The organism is Paraburkholderia sp. A1BS-2L, from assembly GCF_051125205.1.
GTDB lineage: Bacteria > Pseudomonadota > Gammaproteobacteria > Burkholderiales > Burkholderiaceae > Paraburkholderia.
Genome location: NZ_CP120428.1, coordinates 630,690 through 647,106 on the forward strand (window position 1 = coordinate 630,690; position 16,417 = coordinate 647,106).

Here is a 16,417-nt window from a genome sequence, read left to right on the forward strand (position 1 = left end):
GGCTAGCCGGCGGGCGAGCCTTCCATCGGCTGCGTGCGCCCATACATCGTCCATTTCCGGGGCTGAATGTGCGTTGTCGCCACCGGATTGCCGTCGCGGCGAGTGAAGCCGGCACGCAAAGTCCACAGACGTCCGCAGACGTCCGCAGAGGCGCCTCAGGTCTGCGCCCGTACGAAGCGCTCCGGAAAATGCGTGCGCAACGTGCGCGCGTCGAGCAGCGCGAGGTCCTTGTCGAGTTCAAGCGTGACGAGGCTGCGCGTTTGCGCGTCGAGCGCCTTGCGCAGCGCGCCGAGAAACGCCGGCGGCGCGGCCAGCACGAGCGTGCCGTAGCGGCCCGCGTGGCGCGCCTGGCCCAGCGTGGTCGCGACCTGCGAGGCGAACAGGCTGGTCTCGTGTTCGTGGTGCATGGTGTCGGGATCGCTCTGCTGGCGACCGGCGGTGGCGCGCTCGATGCGCCCCGAGCGGTCGGTCACGAGGCTCTGCTCGCGCACGCGGCCTTCCGGATGGAGCAGGGTTTCGATTTCCTCGATGGCCCCTTGCGGGGTTTCCGTCGCGAAGATGCGCGCGGTCACGCGGTTGGCGACGACGACCCAGATCATGTTCGACATGCGTGTCTCCCTGCCAGTGCCTCGGCGCAGTGGATGGCCGAAGCGGTGAGTGGACTCGCGCGGCGCGGCGCGAGTTTCAAGGGTAGCGCGTTCGCGGTTTGCGGTGGCGCGACATGGGCGAGTGCCGCATCGGGCGCGCCTCCTGCCGCGGCGTGGGTGAGGCGGCACGTTTGCGGCATGTCCGCGTCTTTCCGGATTTTGGGAGGATGATTCCAGCCGATGCCGGATTCTGTTTCCCTGCGGAAGGATCTATCTTGCAGGCTCCAGAGTGTGCAGCGAAGGAGCCGCAGATGAATACGTCCGCAATCCGCTATCCGAGCGACGTCGCGTTCACCCCCACCGTGAAGGCCATGCAGGCGCGCCTTGGCTCGCGCGACCTCTATGCGCGCATGGAAGCGCAACGCGGCTTCGGCACCGACCTCACGCCCGACGTGAGCACGTTCATCGAGGCGCAGCGCAGCGTGTTCCTCGCCACGGCGAACGCCGACGGCCAGCCCTACATCCAGCATCGCGGCGGTCCGGCAGGCTTCCTGCAGGTGCTGGACGCGCGCACCATCGCGTTCGCGGACTTCATCGGCAATCAGCAATACATCACCCTTGCTAATTTGACGGACAACCCGAAGGCGTATCTGTTCCTGATCGATTACGCGCGGCGCAGGCGCATCAAGATCTGGGGCGAGGCGCGCGTCGTGGAGGATGCGGCGCTGGTGCAGCGGCTCATGCCGGCGGGCTACAAGGCGCGCGCCGAGCGGGCGATCCGTTTTACGGTCACGGCGTGGGACAGCAATTGCCCGCAGCATATTCCGCAGCGTTTCGACGCACAGGACGTGAAGGCGGCGCTCGACGGGCGCGATGAACGGATCCGCGAGATGGAGACGGCGGCGCAGCGGCGCGAGGCGCGCGTGCGGGAACTGGAGGCGGAAGTGGCGCGGCTGCGGGAGTTCGCGCGCGGCTGAGGGTCAAACGGGCTGCAAGGTACGCAAAAACGTACGCAAAAACGTACACAAAAAACGCACTCGGCAAAACGAACGGAACCGGCCGCAAACATCGCTCAAGCGTCGTTGGCGGCCGGTTCCGGCGGTCAGGCGAGCTTACTTGGCTTTTTCGGCCGAATTCGTGATGGCGTTGCCGCCCTTCGAAAGATCCTGGCCGAAGCCGGCCATGGTGTTGCAGGCGGCCAGCGTGACAGTGAAGAGAGCGAGAGCAATCGCGAGATAGCGGCGCATTCTGGTTTTCCTTTTATGTTGACGACGACGGATTACGACGAATGTTCGGGCGCTCGCTGGGCTTGCCCGGCGGGGCCAGCGCGGCGCGTGCCGGAATTGTACGTGCGATCCGGGGACGTATGCGTAAGCACATATTTCCGCGGCATTTGCCCTTATTTGCTCAGATCCGCCGCTGATGCTTGCGCACCACGAGCCACTTGGGTGAGCGAAACCGCACGATGCTCACATAGAGCCAGACGTAAGTGAGCGCAAACACCACCACGAAGCAGAACAGGTGCAGCGTGTGGCGCCAGAACAGCGTGGCCGGAATCACGGCCACGAGACACAGCAGCCACAGATACGGCGAAGTGAGCGAATTGCGGCGGGTGAGCTCGCGTGCGGTGCGCGCGCCGACGGCCCAGCGCATCAGCCGCTTGTAGACGAGCATGTGCAGGTGCACGCCGTCGGGAATGCCCGGCGACATGCCGCGCACGAACTTCTTCCGGTAGATCGAGAAACAGGTCTCGAAGATCGGGTACATGAAGAGCAGCACCGGATACCACGCCGAGACGTCGCGGTTGCGCATCACCAGCAGGATCGCCAGCTCGCCGAGCATGAAGCCGATGAAGTACGCGCCGCCGTCGCCAAGAAAGATCAGGCCGGCCGGGAAGTTCCAGATGAAGAAGCCCAGCACCGCGCCCATCATGATGAACGACGCCGAGAGCACGACCGCGTCGTGCACCTGGAACGCGACGTAGGCGAGCGAGGCGAACATCATGAACGCGACCATCGAGGCGAGGCCGTTGAAGCCGTCGATGATGTTGATCGCGTTGGCGAGCGCCGCCACGGCCAGCACGGTGATGGCGCAGGAAATGACCGCGTATGAGAGCAGGAAGTCGAGCGGCGGCACGCTGATGCGCGTGACTGCGATGTCGAGCAGGAAGTACGCGAGCGCGGCGGCGGCCATGGTGCAGACGAGGCGCGCGAGCGGCGAGACTTTTTTGGTGAGGTCCTCGACGAGCCCGGACGCGAACGCGGGCAGCCCGCATGCGACGATGCCGAGAATGCCGCCCGACACGGCCGGATACGTGAAATGCAGCTGCGCCGCCGCGACGATGAGCCCGACGAGGATGCCCGTGCCGCCGATGCGCGGCACGGGTCGCGCGTGGAATTTCTGCACGCCGGCGAGGTCGGAGTCGACGGAGAATTTTTCATGCAGATGCGCGTAACGCACGATCAGCAGCGTGACCAGCAGCGAGACAAGAAAGCCGAGTGCGAAACTAAGCATGAAAGGTGAACGCAGGGCAGGAAGACGGAATCCACGATTATACAAAGGCGGCGGGGCGCGTCCGGTGCGCGGCCCGTGCCGAAGGCGCGCGGGCGTGGCGCCGGCTCCCCGCGCGCAGCGTCGAAACCTGGCGCGCACCCTTGTGCCATGATGGCCGGACCTTCAATTGACGGGATCCGCCCATGCCCCATTCCGCCTGGGTCCGCGAAGCGATCCGCAAGATCGACGCGGACTTCAACCGCTCCGCCGATACGCATCTCGTGCCGCTCGACCTGCCGGGCTATCCCGATCTGCGCTTCTATTTGAAGGACGAATCGAGCCATCCCACCGGCAGCCTCAAGCACCGTCTCGCGCGCTCGCTGTTTCTATACGCGCTGTGCAACGGCTGGCTTCACGGCAAGAGCACCGTGGTGGAGGCGTCGAGCGGCTCGACCGCGATTTCCGAAGCCTACTTCGCGCGCCTGCTCGGGCTGCCGTTCGTCGCGGTGATCCCGGCCAGCACGTCGCGCCAGAAGATCGAGGAGATCGAGTTCTACGGCGGGCGCTGCCATCTCGTGAACAAGGCCTCGGAGATCTACGAGGAGTCGCACCGCATCGCGCAGTCGCTGGGCGGCCACTTCATGGACCAGTTTACCTACGCCGAGCGCGCGACCGACTGGCGCGCCAACAACAACATCGCCGAATCGATTTTCCGGCAGATGGCGGCCGAGGAGCATCCCGTGCCGGCGTGGCTCGTATCGAGCGGCGGCACTGGCGGCACGATCGCCACGCTCGGGCGCTACGTGCGCTACACGCGGCACCTCACGCGCGTGCTTTGCGCCGACCCCGAGAACTCGGTGTTCTTCGACTATTTCCGCAGTGTGCTGGCGGGGCGGCCCGAGGCCGGGCTCACGCACGACATCGGCTCGCGCGTGGAGGGCATCGGCCGCCCGCGTGTGGAGCGCTCGTTCATTCCCACTTGCATCGACGCCATGGTGAAGGTGCCCGACGCGCTCTCGTTCGCGGCCATGCGTTACCTGGCGGGGCGGCTCGGCAAGCGCGTGGGCGGCTCGACGGGAACGAACTTTGTCGGCGTGCTGTGGCTGGCCGAGCGCATGAAGGCGCGCGGCGAGTCGGGCTCGATCGTGAGCCTCTTGTGCGACAGCGGCGAGCGCTACCGGTCGACCTATTACGACGACGCATGGTTCGCGGCCCAGGGCATCGATCTCGCGAGCGCCGAGGAGTGGATCGCGCGGGCCGTGAACGGCGAGCCGGTGTTCGCCTTGAGCGGGGCGGGCGGGGTGCAGTCCGCCGGGCTGTAGCGCGGGCCGAAAGGCGGGGCGCGCGTGATAGTATGGCGCCCGCGCCGGGGCGGGCGCCCCGGGAGCCCCCCAAGCCCATCACGGGCGCGATCGAACCCCGCGCTCAAACTCATACGCCCGCGCTCGCGGGCTCGTCATTGCCGATGCCTCAGGATCACTCGCAAGATCAAGGACCCGCCGAACGCAGCGAGCCACGCGCGAACGACGCTTCGCGCCCGCTCGTCTCGATGCTGCTGATTGCCTATAACCAGGCGGATGTCGTGGCCGATGCCATCGCCGGTGCGCTGGCCCAGACCTGGTCGCCGCTGGAAATCCTGATCTCCGACGATTGCTCGACCGACGGCACGTGGGCCGCCATCGAAGCGGCCGTGCGCGATTATCGCGGCCCGCATCGGCTCGTGCTCAACCGCAATGAGCGGAACGCGGGCATCAGCGCGCATCTCTCGAAGCTCGCCGCCATGAGCCAGGGCGACCTGCTCGTGGTGACCGCCGGCGACGACGTCTCGGTGCCCGAGCGCTGCGCGCGCCTCGTCGATTGCTGGAACGCGCTGGGGCGGCGTCCGGACCTCATCGCTTCCGACCTCGAAGAGTTCGAGAGCGCTGCGGGGCAGGCGGGCCGCATCGCGCCCACCGATCTCGACCAGTACAAGAATTTCGACGACTGGGCGCGCGAGCGCCCGTGGCTGGTGGGCGCGGCGCATGCATGGTCGCGGCGTCTGTTCGAGCGCTTCGGGCCGATGCTGCCAGGCGCCATGGCCGAAGACCAGATCATGACGTTTCGCGCGATCATGTCGGGCGGCGCGCACAGCCTGCGCGAGCCGCTCGTGCGCTACCGGCGCGGCGGGCTTTCGGGCAAGAGGCGCTATCGCACCGTCGAGCAGTTCATTGCGCGCGTGAAGCTCACCACGGCGTTCGGCCTCGTCGAGTCGGAGCAGTTTCAGCACGATGCGCAGATTGCGGGCGTTGGCGAGCCGATGCGCGCGCTGCTCGTGCCCAAGCTCGCGCGCGAACACTACGCGCGCGACGTGTTCGCGGCGCGCGGCTTCGGCGCGAAGCTCGGGCTGATGCTGCGCACGCCGGGCGTGAAGATGGGCTTCAAGGTCCGCATGTTCTTCTACGCCGCCTGCCCCTGCGTGTACCGGCCGTTTTTCGCGCTGCGCAATTTCGTGAAGCGTTGACGTCGCGACCAGGCTCAGGAGCGGGGCTGGCCACCAAGGGTTACTTCGAGCAGGACCGGGTGATCGGGTACGGCCACGCCGAGCTTGCGCACCTCCCGGTGGGTGGCGAGCGGTGCCGCCGATACACTCGGATCGTAAAGGTCGACGCGGCTCGCTGTCGCTCCAAAGTCGACTTCCACATTCGCGGGTGGGCTCGTGAGCGGGGCGCCTGCCGCGCGATCCCAAATCCGCGTTTCATTCCACAGTACCAGCACGACGCGGCCGTCCTTCTTCTGCAGCAGCAGACTGTTTGCCGACACCGGCATGCCAGATAGCGACCAGGCCAATGTGCCCGGCACTGCCCCATTGGCCCGATGCACGGCGTCCGCCCGCAGAATCGACGTGAGATTGCGGATCGCGTGAGCCACGGGCTTCGGGCTGTTGTCGTTGCGAAAAAGACCGAAGTGCATCTCGTTGTTTTTCTTCTGCGGATCGGGCTTCTGGTCCAGGAGTTCATAGACATAGGTCCGCTTCACGCCTGCCGCCGCCGCGCCCATATAGCCATTGAGGATGCCTTTGGCCTGCGTCGGCTCATCGACACCCAGCATGTACCAGCCAGACTGGGGCATCGAGAAGTATCCGAATTCGGTAATCACGATCGGCAGTTGGAACTTCTTGACGCTGTCGATGGCATTGCCCAGCCACCTGTCGCCGTTTGCCTCGTAGGACGGCTGTTCGCCGTTTTGCGGATAGAAGTGCTGGTTCGCGTAATCGGCGGCGTTCGCGCGGGACTCGACCGGCCTGGTTTCGTAGCCAGTGAGGTCGTAGACGCTCACGCCCGCGAGTTCCGGGCTGGCGTGTACGCGCGTATAGATCTCGCGCTGGACGGCGAGTCCGGCGGGGGTGCCGGTAAGGCCGCGATAGGTGGGCGGCCAGTTATTGATCTCGTTTAAGCCTTCGACGCTCGCGATGCTGCCGGGCACTGCTGTGCTCAGGCGCGCGATTTGTTCGATCGACTCGGTGATGTCCCCATGTACGAGGAAGTCGAATTTGACGCCGCGCTGCGCGAGATAGACATAGCTCGAGAACGGCGCGGCTCCGCTGGCCGGCGACGCGTCGCGAACATGACGAATGCCCAGCCACGCCAGATCGTCGGCGATGTTCTGCACATTCGCGTAGGCGCCGTCCGTGTAATTGACGTGCGTGTTGACGGCAAGCGTGTCGAGGAAAGCGTCGGCGGGCATTACGCGCATCGCATCGCTTCCCTGCGCCAACGATGCGCACGCGAGCGCGCCAAGGATCACGAAAACATGCGCCATGCGCGTGCCAGGCTGCAAGCGCCAGCGGGTGATGCACGAGTATCGGGAACGATGCCGGACGGCTGCGCGAGCAAGCAGGCTGTAACGAGTTACTAAGGAATCCTTCACGGCGCATTCCTCGCGTGGTGCGACTGCCGGTTTCGAGCATCTTGCTTCACGCGGGCGTCGCTGAACCGCTGTTTCTGCGGCGCAGACATTTTGACGTGTCCTGGAGTCCTCGTGTGTGGGATCGCGAACGGATGCGCATGACAAGTCATGCGCATATTTCAGTTGCAACCCATCTCCCGCTGGCGACCGGCCCCCGTGCACAGAAGCACACAGGGGCGCACGCATGAATGCATATGCGCGCCGCGCTTGCGGATTCGCACGCTACTGCGCGGACCGCATTCGTATTCAGAATTGACGTGGCGAATACGCTGCGCATTCAACCATCAAGGCATCTGAACACGATCGTGCGAAGTTGGTGGGATTGCGCACGGATCCCGGCGTGCCCGTTTCGTATCGTGTTGTTGTGGCTTATCAGGTCGTTCTCTCGCAGCAGCCTATCGCGACCGACCACGACAGTCTGACGAATACGACTCGCACTGGGGTAGGGATATGTCTGAACTAACGCAGCGCGCGATCGACATCGCGCTGATTGTGCTTGGCGCAGTAGGCGCAGTCCACCTGAACCCGAATTTTGCGCATGCAGGTGCCGTGCATCACCCTGACCCTACGCTGGTGGCGTTCTGCGCAGCGCTCGCCTTGTCGGTTTTCCCGGCCTGTGGGACCTATGGTTCGCGCGGCAGTCGTTCGCTTTTCAGCGTTGCGGGCCGCACGGCGCTCGCCTGGCTCGCCGTGCAGTTCTGTGGGCTCGTGCTGCTTTACGCAATTCATCATGATCATCTGCTGTCGTTGCCGTGGTTCATCTACTGGACGCTGACGACCGGCATTGCCCTGCTGGCGTCGCACACGCTGTTCTTTGCGGAATTCAGCGTGCTGCGGCTCACGCGTGCGTGGTGGCGCCGCGAGCCGCTCGAGATCGCACCGCGCAGTGCGGTGCGCAGTGCCGTCCTTGGACATGCGATGAAGCGGATCTTCGACATCGTCGCTGCGATGGCAGGCATCGTCGTACTTTTGCCGGTGCTTCTTGTCATCGCGCTATTGGTCAGGCTCGACGGCGGGCCCGCGTTGTATGGGCATACCCGCGTGGGGCGTCACGGCAAGACATTTCGTTGTCTGAAGTTTCGGTCTATGGTCGTCAACTCGGAGCAGGTGCTCAAGGAACTACTCGCGAACGATCCCGAGGCGCGTGCCGAATGGGAGCGCGAATTCAAGCTCAAGAACGACGTGCGTGTGACGCGGATCGGCCACTTTCTGCGGCGCACGAGCCTCGACGAACTGCCGCAAATCTGGAACGTGCTGCGCGGCGAAATGAGCTTTGTCGGGCCGAGGCCGGTTATCGATCAGGAACTGGAGCGCTACGGCGAGGCCAGCCAGTACTACCTGATGGTGACGCCCGGGATCACTGGTCTGTGGCAGGTGAGCGGACGCAATGACATCGACTACGCGACACGGGTACTGCTGGACGTCTCCTACGTGAAAAACTGGACCTTCCGCACGGACATGGGAATTCTGTTCAAGACCTTCTTCGTGGTGATTCATGGTCACGGCGCGTATTGAGCAGCGTAAGGACGCGGCCAGATAAGGATGCGGGCTTCCTGGAACATCGGGAACGCCCCGCGTGTGGGCAACGGGGATGGATGTAGCGGGATGTGGAGTATCGCAATGGGACTGAATGCGAAGCAGTCGAGCGGAGTGGCTCCCGCGTGCGTTGCGCACAATCGCGCAGTGTCGGCAATGTTGCGGCGCCAGGCCGCGTGTGTCGCCTGGCTGGCGCTCGCGGGGTTGGGCGGTTGCGCGTTGGCGCCGGGCATGACGGCCAGTGCGCCACCAGGCGGTGCCGCAGCCACGGCCAGTACGGTATCCGGCTCGCAGGTGCCGGACAGCATGGTGGCCAAGGGGGTCGTGGGTGCGCCACCCGGCCAGGTCATAGAGATCACGAGCCATCTAGTGGAAAAAGAGGCCGAGCAGCGGCCCAAGGGCATTCCCGCCGATGTGGAGAAGCTCTTTGCCACGCCCAAGCCATACGAGATCGGTCCGGGGGACATTCTCAGCATCGTGGTGTGGGACCATCCCGAGCTCAACCTGCCTTTTGCGGGTGGCGGCGCCGATGCCGCCAATGGTGCCAGTTCTGTCGCTCCGGGCTATACCGTCGATACCAACGGCTTTATTCAGTATGCCTATATAGGGCCATTGAAGGTTGAGGGTCTCTCGGAAATGGGCGTGCGAGATGTCCTTGCGGCGAAGCTCGCGCGCTACGTGCGTGAGCCGCAAGTCACCGTGCGCATCCAGACCTACCGCAGCAAACGCGTCTATCTGGATGGGGAAGTCAAAACGCCGGGCGTGGAAGTGCTCAACGACCGGCCCATGACTTTGCCGGAGGCGATCAACCGGGCGGGCGGATTCACCAACAACGCCGACCGTTCGCATGTCGCGGTGACACGTGGGGACACCACCGTGGAAGTGGACATGCCCGACATGATTCGCAAGGGCTTCAATCCTGATCGCGTCGTTCTGCGCGACGGCGACCTCGTGCGCGTCTATGCGCAGACGGACAGCAAGGTATTCGTGGTCGGCGAGGTGGAACGCCCCGGCGGTGTGGTCTTCAACAATGGACATATGTCACTGAACGAGGCGCTCGGCAACGCGGGCGGGATCAATCAGGCGTCGGGCGATGCCTCGCAGGTTTATGTCGTGCGTGGTCGCGATACCGGCAAGCCGGTCGTTTTTCATCTCGATGCCAGCAATGCCGCCGCGATGGCCACGGCCGATTCGTTTGATCTGAAGCCCAACGACGTCGTTTTCGTCGATACGTCAGCGCTCGTGAAGTGGAGCCGCGTCATCAGCCTGATTTTGCCCACGACCCAAGCCGCCGCGGCCAGCCGAGCGGTGGGTTTTTGATGGCGGCATGAACGCGCGCCCGCCACGGCAGCGCGTCACCGTATAAAGAGGAAAAGATGATTCGTCGCGATTACATGCTTGAGGGCCCTGCCGAGGTGGTTTTACCGCAGGCGCCCGAGGGCGGGCATATGAGCAATCTGCTCGACGTGCTGTACGCGGGACGCCGGACGATCCTGATCGTGACGGCGATCTTCACGCTGATCGGCTGCACGTATGCGCTGCTGGCGCCCGCTGTCTACCAATCGGACATGCTCATCCAGGTGGAGGAAGGGCAGAACCCTGCAAAAACGGCACTCGCCGACCTTTCCGCGCAGTTTGCGATGAAGACCGCAGCCACGGCAGAGATAGAAGTGTTGCGCTCGCGGCTGGTCGTATCGTCGGCGGTGAATGCGACGAAACTTTATATCCGCGCGACGCCGCACTATTTTCCGCTCGTGGGTCGCTGGGCCGCGCGACATCTGAATCTGAACGGATGGTCGGGATGGGGCGGTTACGCGTGGACCGACGAAGCCATCGACGTGACGCAATTCGATGTGCCGGATCGCCTGTACGGCAGCCCATTCCTCCTGACTTATCAGGGCGACGGCGCTTATACACTGTCCTCCGGCAGCATCAGGCTCGAAGGGCGTGTGGGCGAACCGCTTCACGCGCAGGCTGTGGGCGGTGCGATCGATCTTCTGGTGAACCGTATCGATGGGCAGCCAGGAACGACCTTTGATCTGATGCGCCTGTCCGAACTGCGTGCAATCCAGTCCTTGCAGACCGCGCTGATGATTTCTGAAAAAGGCAAGGAATCGGATGTTATAGGCGTTGCGCTGGAAGGCGACGACCCGGTCCTCACCAGCACCATTCTCAACGCGATCGGCACTGAATATATCCGGCAGAACGCGCAGCGCACGCAGGAGGAAGCGCAGAAGTCCATTGCCTTTCTCGACCAGCAACTCCCGATGCTCAAGGCGCAGCTCGAGAAAGCCGAGAACGAGTACAACACGTTCCGCTCGCAGCATGGCGCGGTGAATCTGGGCGCCGAAGCGACGGCGTTGTTGCAAAGCTCGGCACTCGCCCAGCAGCGCATCGCCGATCTGCGCCAGCAGCGCGCGCAGTTGATGGCCCGCTTCACGCCGGACAATCCTGCCGTGGTCGCCGTGGACGGACAACTGGCCGAAGCGCAGAAGTCGCTCGCCGACCTTGTGGGGCAGACGCGTGCGCTGCCGCCGGTGGAGCAGGGCCTCGTGCGCCTGCAGCGGGAAGTGACTGTCGATACGAACATCTATACGAACCTGCTGAACAACCGCGAGCAGATGCGTCTGCTAAAGGCCGGCCGCGTGTCGAACGTGCGCATGATCGACGCTGCGGTGCCAGGGGAACAACCCGTTCGGCCCAAGCGTGCCGTTCTGGTGGTCGCGGCGTTCTTCACTGGCCTTTTTGTCGGTGCCGCCATCGTGCTGCTGCGTCAACGGCTCAACCGCGGCGTGTCCATGGTGGACGAAATTGAAGTGCACACCGGCCTGGCCGTTTATGCAGCTGTGCCGCGCAGCCGCATCCAGCAATCCCTTACGCGGCGTCTGCCGCGCACGGCTCCGGGCGTAAACACGGTGCTCGCACGTACGGCCGTGTTCGATGCAGCGGTTGAAAGTCTGCGAAGCTTCCGCAGTGCGCTCGAATATTCGCTGGCCGATGCGGCTAATCGTGTCGTGCTGCTGGCGGGGCCGACGCCCATGGTGGGCAAGTCGTTCGTCTCGGTCAATCTGGCGGCGGTGTTTGGCGCATCTGGCAAGCGGGTGCTGTTGATCGACGCCGATCTGCGGCGTGGCTCGCTGAACCGCCACGTCGGTGTGCCAAGCGCCCCCGGCGTGACGGACATCGTCGACCGCAGTCAGAACTTCGGCGACGCGGTGCGCCGCGAAGTCATGCCAGGCGTCGACTTCATCCCGACGGGCGGCTACGTGACCAATGCGAGCGAGCTGCTGCGCGAAGACAGTTTCACGGAGTTCGTGGCTTGGGCCAATGACGCATACGACCTCGTGCTGATCGACGCGCCGCCGATTTTGCCGGTCGCGGATGCGGGGATCGTCGGCAAGCTCGCGGGCACGGTGTTCGTGGTCGCGCGCCAGGGCGCCACGAGCGTGGCCGATCTGCGCGAGTCCGTGCGCCGCCTGGAACAGGTTGGCGTACCGATTCGCGGCGTGATCTTCAACGACATGACATCGCGCCCTGGCCGCTACGGCAACCAGTACGGCACGTACGGCTACGCTAGCTACGGGTTTTCGAAGGACATGGGGCCGGCGAACCGGTAAGCGCATCTGGATTTATGTCGCAGTACGAATTTGACCGGCTGTGCGGCGCAAGCCGTGCAGCCGGCAAATTTCCCGAGCTTTAGCTCATCTCCCGGATTCAACCGCCGAGCGATCTCCAACGCTACCCGTGCAAGGACCGCGCAACGTGGTTCGCAAACTGACGTCGGATGCGCGGCGGCGAACATTTTTACTCATGCGCGTCGGTCACACTCTGGATCAATGACTGGCATCATGTGAGCCCGTCTAGTCCGGTCGTTTTTGGCAAGGTGACCTTGCGGGCGGAAGGTGACCGGGCCTGAACGATGTCCTGGAATCCGTCGATGAAACCCGTAGGCTTTCCCAATCTGCTGATCAATGGCCGTTTCCTCGCTCGCCGCGCGACGGGGGTCGATCGCTTTGCCTTCGAAACGATTCGTGCTCTTGACCAGATGCTCGAGGCTCGCGAGCCGCTGGTCGCCGAAGTGCGGGCTGAAATCGTCGTGCCGGAAGCCGTGGCAGGCATGGTGAATCCGTTTCGGTATGTCAGGCTTCGGGCGAGCGGTAAAGGCGGCGGCCTGCGCTGGGAGCAGTTCGCGTTGCCGCAGGCAGCGCGCGGGAGGCTGCTGCTCAATCTATGCAATTCGGGGCCGCTGCTGTGCAGGCGCCAGGTGACGGTGCTGCACGATGCGGCGCCAGCACGCGTTCCCGACAGCTACAGTCGGTCCTTCGTGGCCTGGTACCGCCTGATGGTGCCGCACCTCGGCCGCGTGTCGCAGCGGGTGATCACCGTGTCGGAGTTCTCGCGGCGCGAGCTATGCGACGCTTACCGGATTCCAGTCGGAAAGATCGGTGTAGTGCCTGAGAGCGGCGAACATATGTTGCGCGTGCAACAAGATGAAGCGGAAGTCACGCCTACGCTGAACGGGCGTCCGTTCGTGCTCGCGGTGGGAAGCCTCAACCGACACAAGAATTTTCAACTCGTCGCCGAGGCTGCGCGCCTGATTCCCGACGCGCAGTTCGACATCGTGGTCGTGGGCGGGGGCGATTCACGGGTCTATGGCAGTGGCCAGGATGCGCTGCCCGGGTTCGTGAAGCACCTCGGTTATGTGAGCGATGGCGCGTTGGCCGCGCTGTACAGGCGCGCAGCATGTTTCGTGTACCCGTCGCGCTACGAAGGCTTCGGGCTGCCGCCCGTCGAGGCGCTGGCGCTCGGCTGTCCCGTCATCGCTTCGCGCTTGCCTGCGGTGCAGGAGGCGTGCGGCGATGCGATTCTCTACACCTCGCCAGACGATCCAACCGAGCTCGCGCACCTGCTCGAACGGATCACGGGCGACGCCGCGTTGCGTGCAAGTCTGCGCGAGCGTGGTCGTGCGCGGACCGCGGAACTGACCTGGCGCGCCACAGTCGTCAAACTGATCGAGGAGATTTCGCCGTGGCTAATGTAACCCTCGCTCCCCCGCTTGCGAACGACACGCGCCGTTTCGGACGAGTGGCGCTCGTGCACGACTGGCTCACCGCCTACGCGGGCTCCGAGAAGGTCGTCGAGCAGATTCTTCAATTGTTTCCGCACGCCGATCTCTACAGTATCGTTGACTTTTTCCCCGAGTCGCAGCGCAGTGCATTGGGCGGAAAACATGCGACGACCTCGTTCATTCAGCATCTGCCTCGTGCGCGCAGAGCGTTTCGCAACTATCTCCCGCTCATGCCGCTGGCGATCGAACAGTTCGATCTCTCGTCCTACGATCTGGTGATTTCTTCGAGCCACGCGGTGGCCAAGGGCGTGTTGACCGGCCCGGATCAGGTTCATGTGAGCTACGTGCATTCACCCATTCGCTACGCTTGGGATTTGCAGCATCAATATCTGGCCGAAGCCGGCCTCGAGCGCGGGGTGAAGAGCTGGATCGCGCGCTCCCTGCTTCATTACATGCGCATCTGGGATCAGCGCACGGCGCATGGCGTCGATGCCTTTATCGCCAATTCGGCCTTCGTGGGGCGGCGCATCCGCAAGGTCTACGGCAGCGAAGCTGTCGTCGTTTATCCACCGGTTGACGTCGAGCGGTTCGAATTGCGCACGCAGCATGAGGACTTCTATCTCACGGCCTCGCGTATGGTGCCGTACAAGCGTGTTCCGCTCCTCGTCGAGGCGTTCTCAGCAATGCCCTCGCGGCATCTCGTGGTGATCGGCGAAGGCCCCGATCTGGCGCGCGCCGGTGCAGCGGCGGCGGGCAACGTGACGCTGCTTGGCTATCAGCCGGATGCGGTACTGGTCGACTATATGCAGCGCGCACGGGCGTTTGTCTTCGCGGCGGAAGAGGATTTCGGCATCTCGGTGGTCGAGGCGCAAGCCTGCGGGACGCCGGTCATTGCGTTTGGCCGTGGCGGTGTGCGGGAAATCGTCATCGATTCGACGGATCCGGAACGCAGTACCGGGCTCTTTTTCGGCGAGCAGAACGTGGCATCGATTGTCGATGCGGTGGAGCGCTTCGAGCAGCATCAGCCGTTCCGCCCGGACGTGTGCCGCCGCAATGCCATGCGCTTTGCGGCGGACCGTTTCAGGCGTGAATTCCTGAGTGTCGTCGAGCGCGCAATGGAGGGCAACGAGGCGCCCAGCGAGCCGCCGGCCCGGCGTTGGCGTTCTGCCTGAAGCAGCGCGAGACGAGAGCGTTTGCGCACGTACGCGCGTGCAGTCGGATGGGGGCGAGGCAAGTGGGACTGTCGATATTCGGAATCGTAGTCATCGTCAGCGGATTGGCGGCGCTTTATGCGTCGTATCGCGGCGCGATCTACGGGATGGCGGTGTTCGCGCTATTCGGATGCGCGCTTGCGCTGTCGTTGGGCGCGACGGGTGTGATGCCGGCGCAACTCTTTCTCGCCTTCTTCGCGCTGAGGGCCTTCAATCTCGTCGGTGGGCGCAAGCTTGCTGACGCATTCTCTTTGGACAAGCCAGGATTTTGGCTGCTCTGCACCTGCGTGTGGGGAGTCGCAGGCGCCATCGTGCTGCCGCGGTTGCTGGCCGGCTCTACGCTGGTGTTCCCGGTCGATCGCGATGCCACCGGTGCCGGCCAGGACATCCTGCTGCGTCCGCTCGCGCCTGTTTCGGGGAATTTGTCGCAGGCAGTCTATTGCATTGCAGACACGCTGGTGTATTGCTGCATGTACGCGTTTCTGCAATTTCGCGGTGTGTACCGCACGCTCGCGAACGCGATTCTTCTGCTCACCGCGCTGGATGTGCTCGCCGGCGTGATCGATATTGCGACGCACGCTGTTGGCGTAGACGCGCTTTCATTCGTGAAGACAGCACAGTTCGGCTACCTGACCGGCGTCGAGATGGACGGATTGGTCCGTATCAGCGGGACATTCAGCGAAACGTCGGGCTTTTCGGGCTTCACGGTTCCGCTCTTTGTCTTTTGTCTCAATCTCTGGCTGGTCGGCTTTCGTCCAAAACTGTCGGGCATGCTAGCCGCCTCGTCGGGGGCGCTGCTGTTGCTGTCCACTTCAGGGAGCGCCTATGTAGGGCTCAGTGGGTATCTGGTCGTGCTGCTGTTTGGTCGGCCCCAGCGCGTCGCACGCGCCGCTTCCGCGCGCAAGCACCGTATGTGGATCATGGGCCTGTGCCTGGGTGTGCTTGGGGCGCTCTATGTCGTGCTTTTCCTCCCCGCGGTGGCCGACGCGCTCGCGCAATTCGTCGACACCACGATATTGAGCAAGGCCGCTAGCTCGTCGGGCGTCGAACGAATGGGGTGGAACGCTCAGGGCGTGACCAATTTCTTCGATACCTACGGAATTGGTGTCGGCCTCGGCAGCATTCGCGCGTCGAGTTTCCTCGTAGTGCTGCTGGCAAGCCTCGGCATCGTGGGGGTCGTCTGCTATGGGCTATTCATCGGCAAAACGCTGTTCTCGCCGGTGTCGCCCCAGTACCCGTTCACAGAGCGCGCGGTTTGCTACGCAGCGCGGCATAGCACGATCTCGGCGTTGATCGTCGCTTCGGCGTCTGGCGGGGTATTCGAGCTTGGAGTGTGCTTCTACCTGATTGCGGCTGCGGCAGGCGCGCTCTCGCTGGCGCCACGACGCGTGCCCAAGCCGCGAACAACAGTCCGCTACGGACACGTGAACAATGAGGTAAGCGATGGAATCGAGTGTCAGCCCGGGGGAAACCGTGTCGAGAAAATGCATCCAGCCGTCGCCCGGAAAAGCGCCAAGAATCTGCCTGATTTTCGCCACGCGGGGCCGCGCAGAACTCCTTAAGCATGTCATCGCTTC

The 16,417-nt window shown here is 63.9% G+C and carries 13 protein-coding genes; 9 read left to right on the top strand and 4 right to left on the bottom strand.

The features are described from left to right. Positions 1–155: 155 nt before the first annotated feature. Positions 156–608, bottom strand: coding sequence for a host attachment protein (locus P5W98_RS02815; RefSeq protein WP_421023180.1), 453 nt, complete (start codon positions 606–608; stop codon positions 156–158). A 290-nt stretch (positions 609–898) separates the two neighbouring features. Here P5W98_RS02815 and P5W98_RS02820 point away from each other — a divergent pair, with 290 nt between their 5' ends. Beyond that, entirely contained in the window at positions 899–1,564 is a 666-nt protein-coding gene (locus tag P5W98_RS02820; RefSeq protein WP_421042448.1) for a pyridoxamine 5'-phosphate oxidase family protein, read from the top strand. Positions 1,565–1,699: 135 nt separating this feature from the next. On the opposite strand, the gene P5W98_RS02825 is transcribed toward P5W98_RS02820, so the two are convergent. Further along, positions 1,700–1,834 (bottom strand): entericidin A/B family lipoprotein, encoded by a 135-nt coding sequence (locus P5W98_RS02825; protein ID WP_035526646.1) that lies wholly within the window; start codon positions 1,832–1,834, stop codon positions 1,700–1,702. 160 nt (positions 1,835–1,994) lie between these two features. After that, positions 1,995–3,101, bottom strand: a complete 1,107-nt coding sequence (locus P5W98_RS02830; protein WP_421073557.1) for an MraY family glycosyltransferase — start codon at positions 3,099–3,101, stop codon at positions 1,995–1,997. Between the two features lie 182 nt (positions 3,102–3,283). Here P5W98_RS02830 and P5W98_RS02835 point away from each other — a divergent pair, with 182 nt between their 5' ends. Further along, positions 3,284–4,402 (top strand): PLP-dependent cysteine synthase family protein, encoded by a 1,119-nt coding sequence (locus tag P5W98_RS02835; RefSeq protein WP_434718213.1) that lies wholly within the window; start codon positions 3,284–3,286, stop codon positions 4,400–4,402. Between the two features lie 143 nt (positions 4,403–4,545). After that, positions 4,546–5,580, top strand: coding sequence for a glycosyltransferase family 2 protein (locus P5W98_RS02840; RefSeq protein WP_434718214.1), 1,035 nt, complete (start codon positions 4,546–4,548; stop codon positions 5,578–5,580). 14 nt (positions 5,581–5,594) lie between these two features. Here the strand turns inward: P5W98_RS02840 and P5W98_RS02845 are convergent, their stop codons facing one another. Next, positions 5,595–6,878 (bottom strand): calcium-binding protein, encoded by a 1,284-nt coding sequence (locus tag P5W98_RS02845; RefSeq protein WP_421042444.1) that lies wholly within the window; start codon positions 6,876–6,878, stop codon positions 5,595–5,597. Positions 6,879–7,475: 597 nt separating this feature from the next. Between P5W98_RS02845 and P5W98_RS02850 the strand changes: the two genes are divergently transcribed. The 6 genes from P5W98_RS02850 (at position 7,476) to P5W98_RS02875 (ending at position 16,402) form a co-directional block, all read left to right on the top strand. Then, a complete protein-coding gene (locus P5W98_RS02850) occupies positions 7,476–8,540 on the top strand; it encodes a sugar transferase (protein ID WP_421042443.1) in 1,065 nt (354 codons plus the stop codon). Between the two features lie 252 nt (positions 8,541–8,792). Then, entirely contained in the window at positions 8,793–9,881 is a 1,089-nt protein-coding gene (locus P5W98_RS02855; RefSeq protein ID WP_434718215.1) for a polysaccharide biosynthesis/export family protein, read from the top strand. Positions 9,882–10,009: 128 nt separating this feature from the next. After that, on the top strand, positions 10,010–12,178 hold the full coding sequence (locus P5W98_RS02860; protein ID WP_434718216.1) for a polysaccharide biosynthesis tyrosine autokinase: 2,169 nt from the start codon (positions 10,010–10,012) through the stop codon (positions 12,176–12,178). A 320-nt stretch (positions 12,179–12,498) separates the two neighbouring features. Continuing rightward, positions 12,499–13,602 (top strand): glycosyltransferase family 4 protein, encoded by a 1,104-nt coding sequence (locus P5W98_RS02865; RefSeq protein WP_421042440.1) that lies wholly within the window; start codon positions 12,499–12,501, stop codon positions 13,600–13,602. Continuing rightward, positions 13,590–14,801, top strand: a complete 1,212-nt coding sequence (locus P5W98_RS02870) for a glycosyltransferase family 4 protein (RefSeq protein ID WP_421042439.1) — start codon at positions 13,590–13,592, stop codon at positions 14,799–14,801. The genes P5W98_RS02865 and P5W98_RS02870 overlap by 13 nt, the downstream gene beginning before the upstream one ends. Further along, positions 14,786–16,402, top strand: a complete 1,617-nt coding sequence (locus tag P5W98_RS02875; RefSeq protein WP_434718217.1) for a hypothetical protein — start codon at positions 14,786–14,788, stop codon at positions 16,400–16,402. The genes P5W98_RS02870 and P5W98_RS02875 overlap by 16 nt, the downstream gene beginning before the upstream one ends. Positions 16,403–16,417 lie beyond the last annotated feature (15 nt).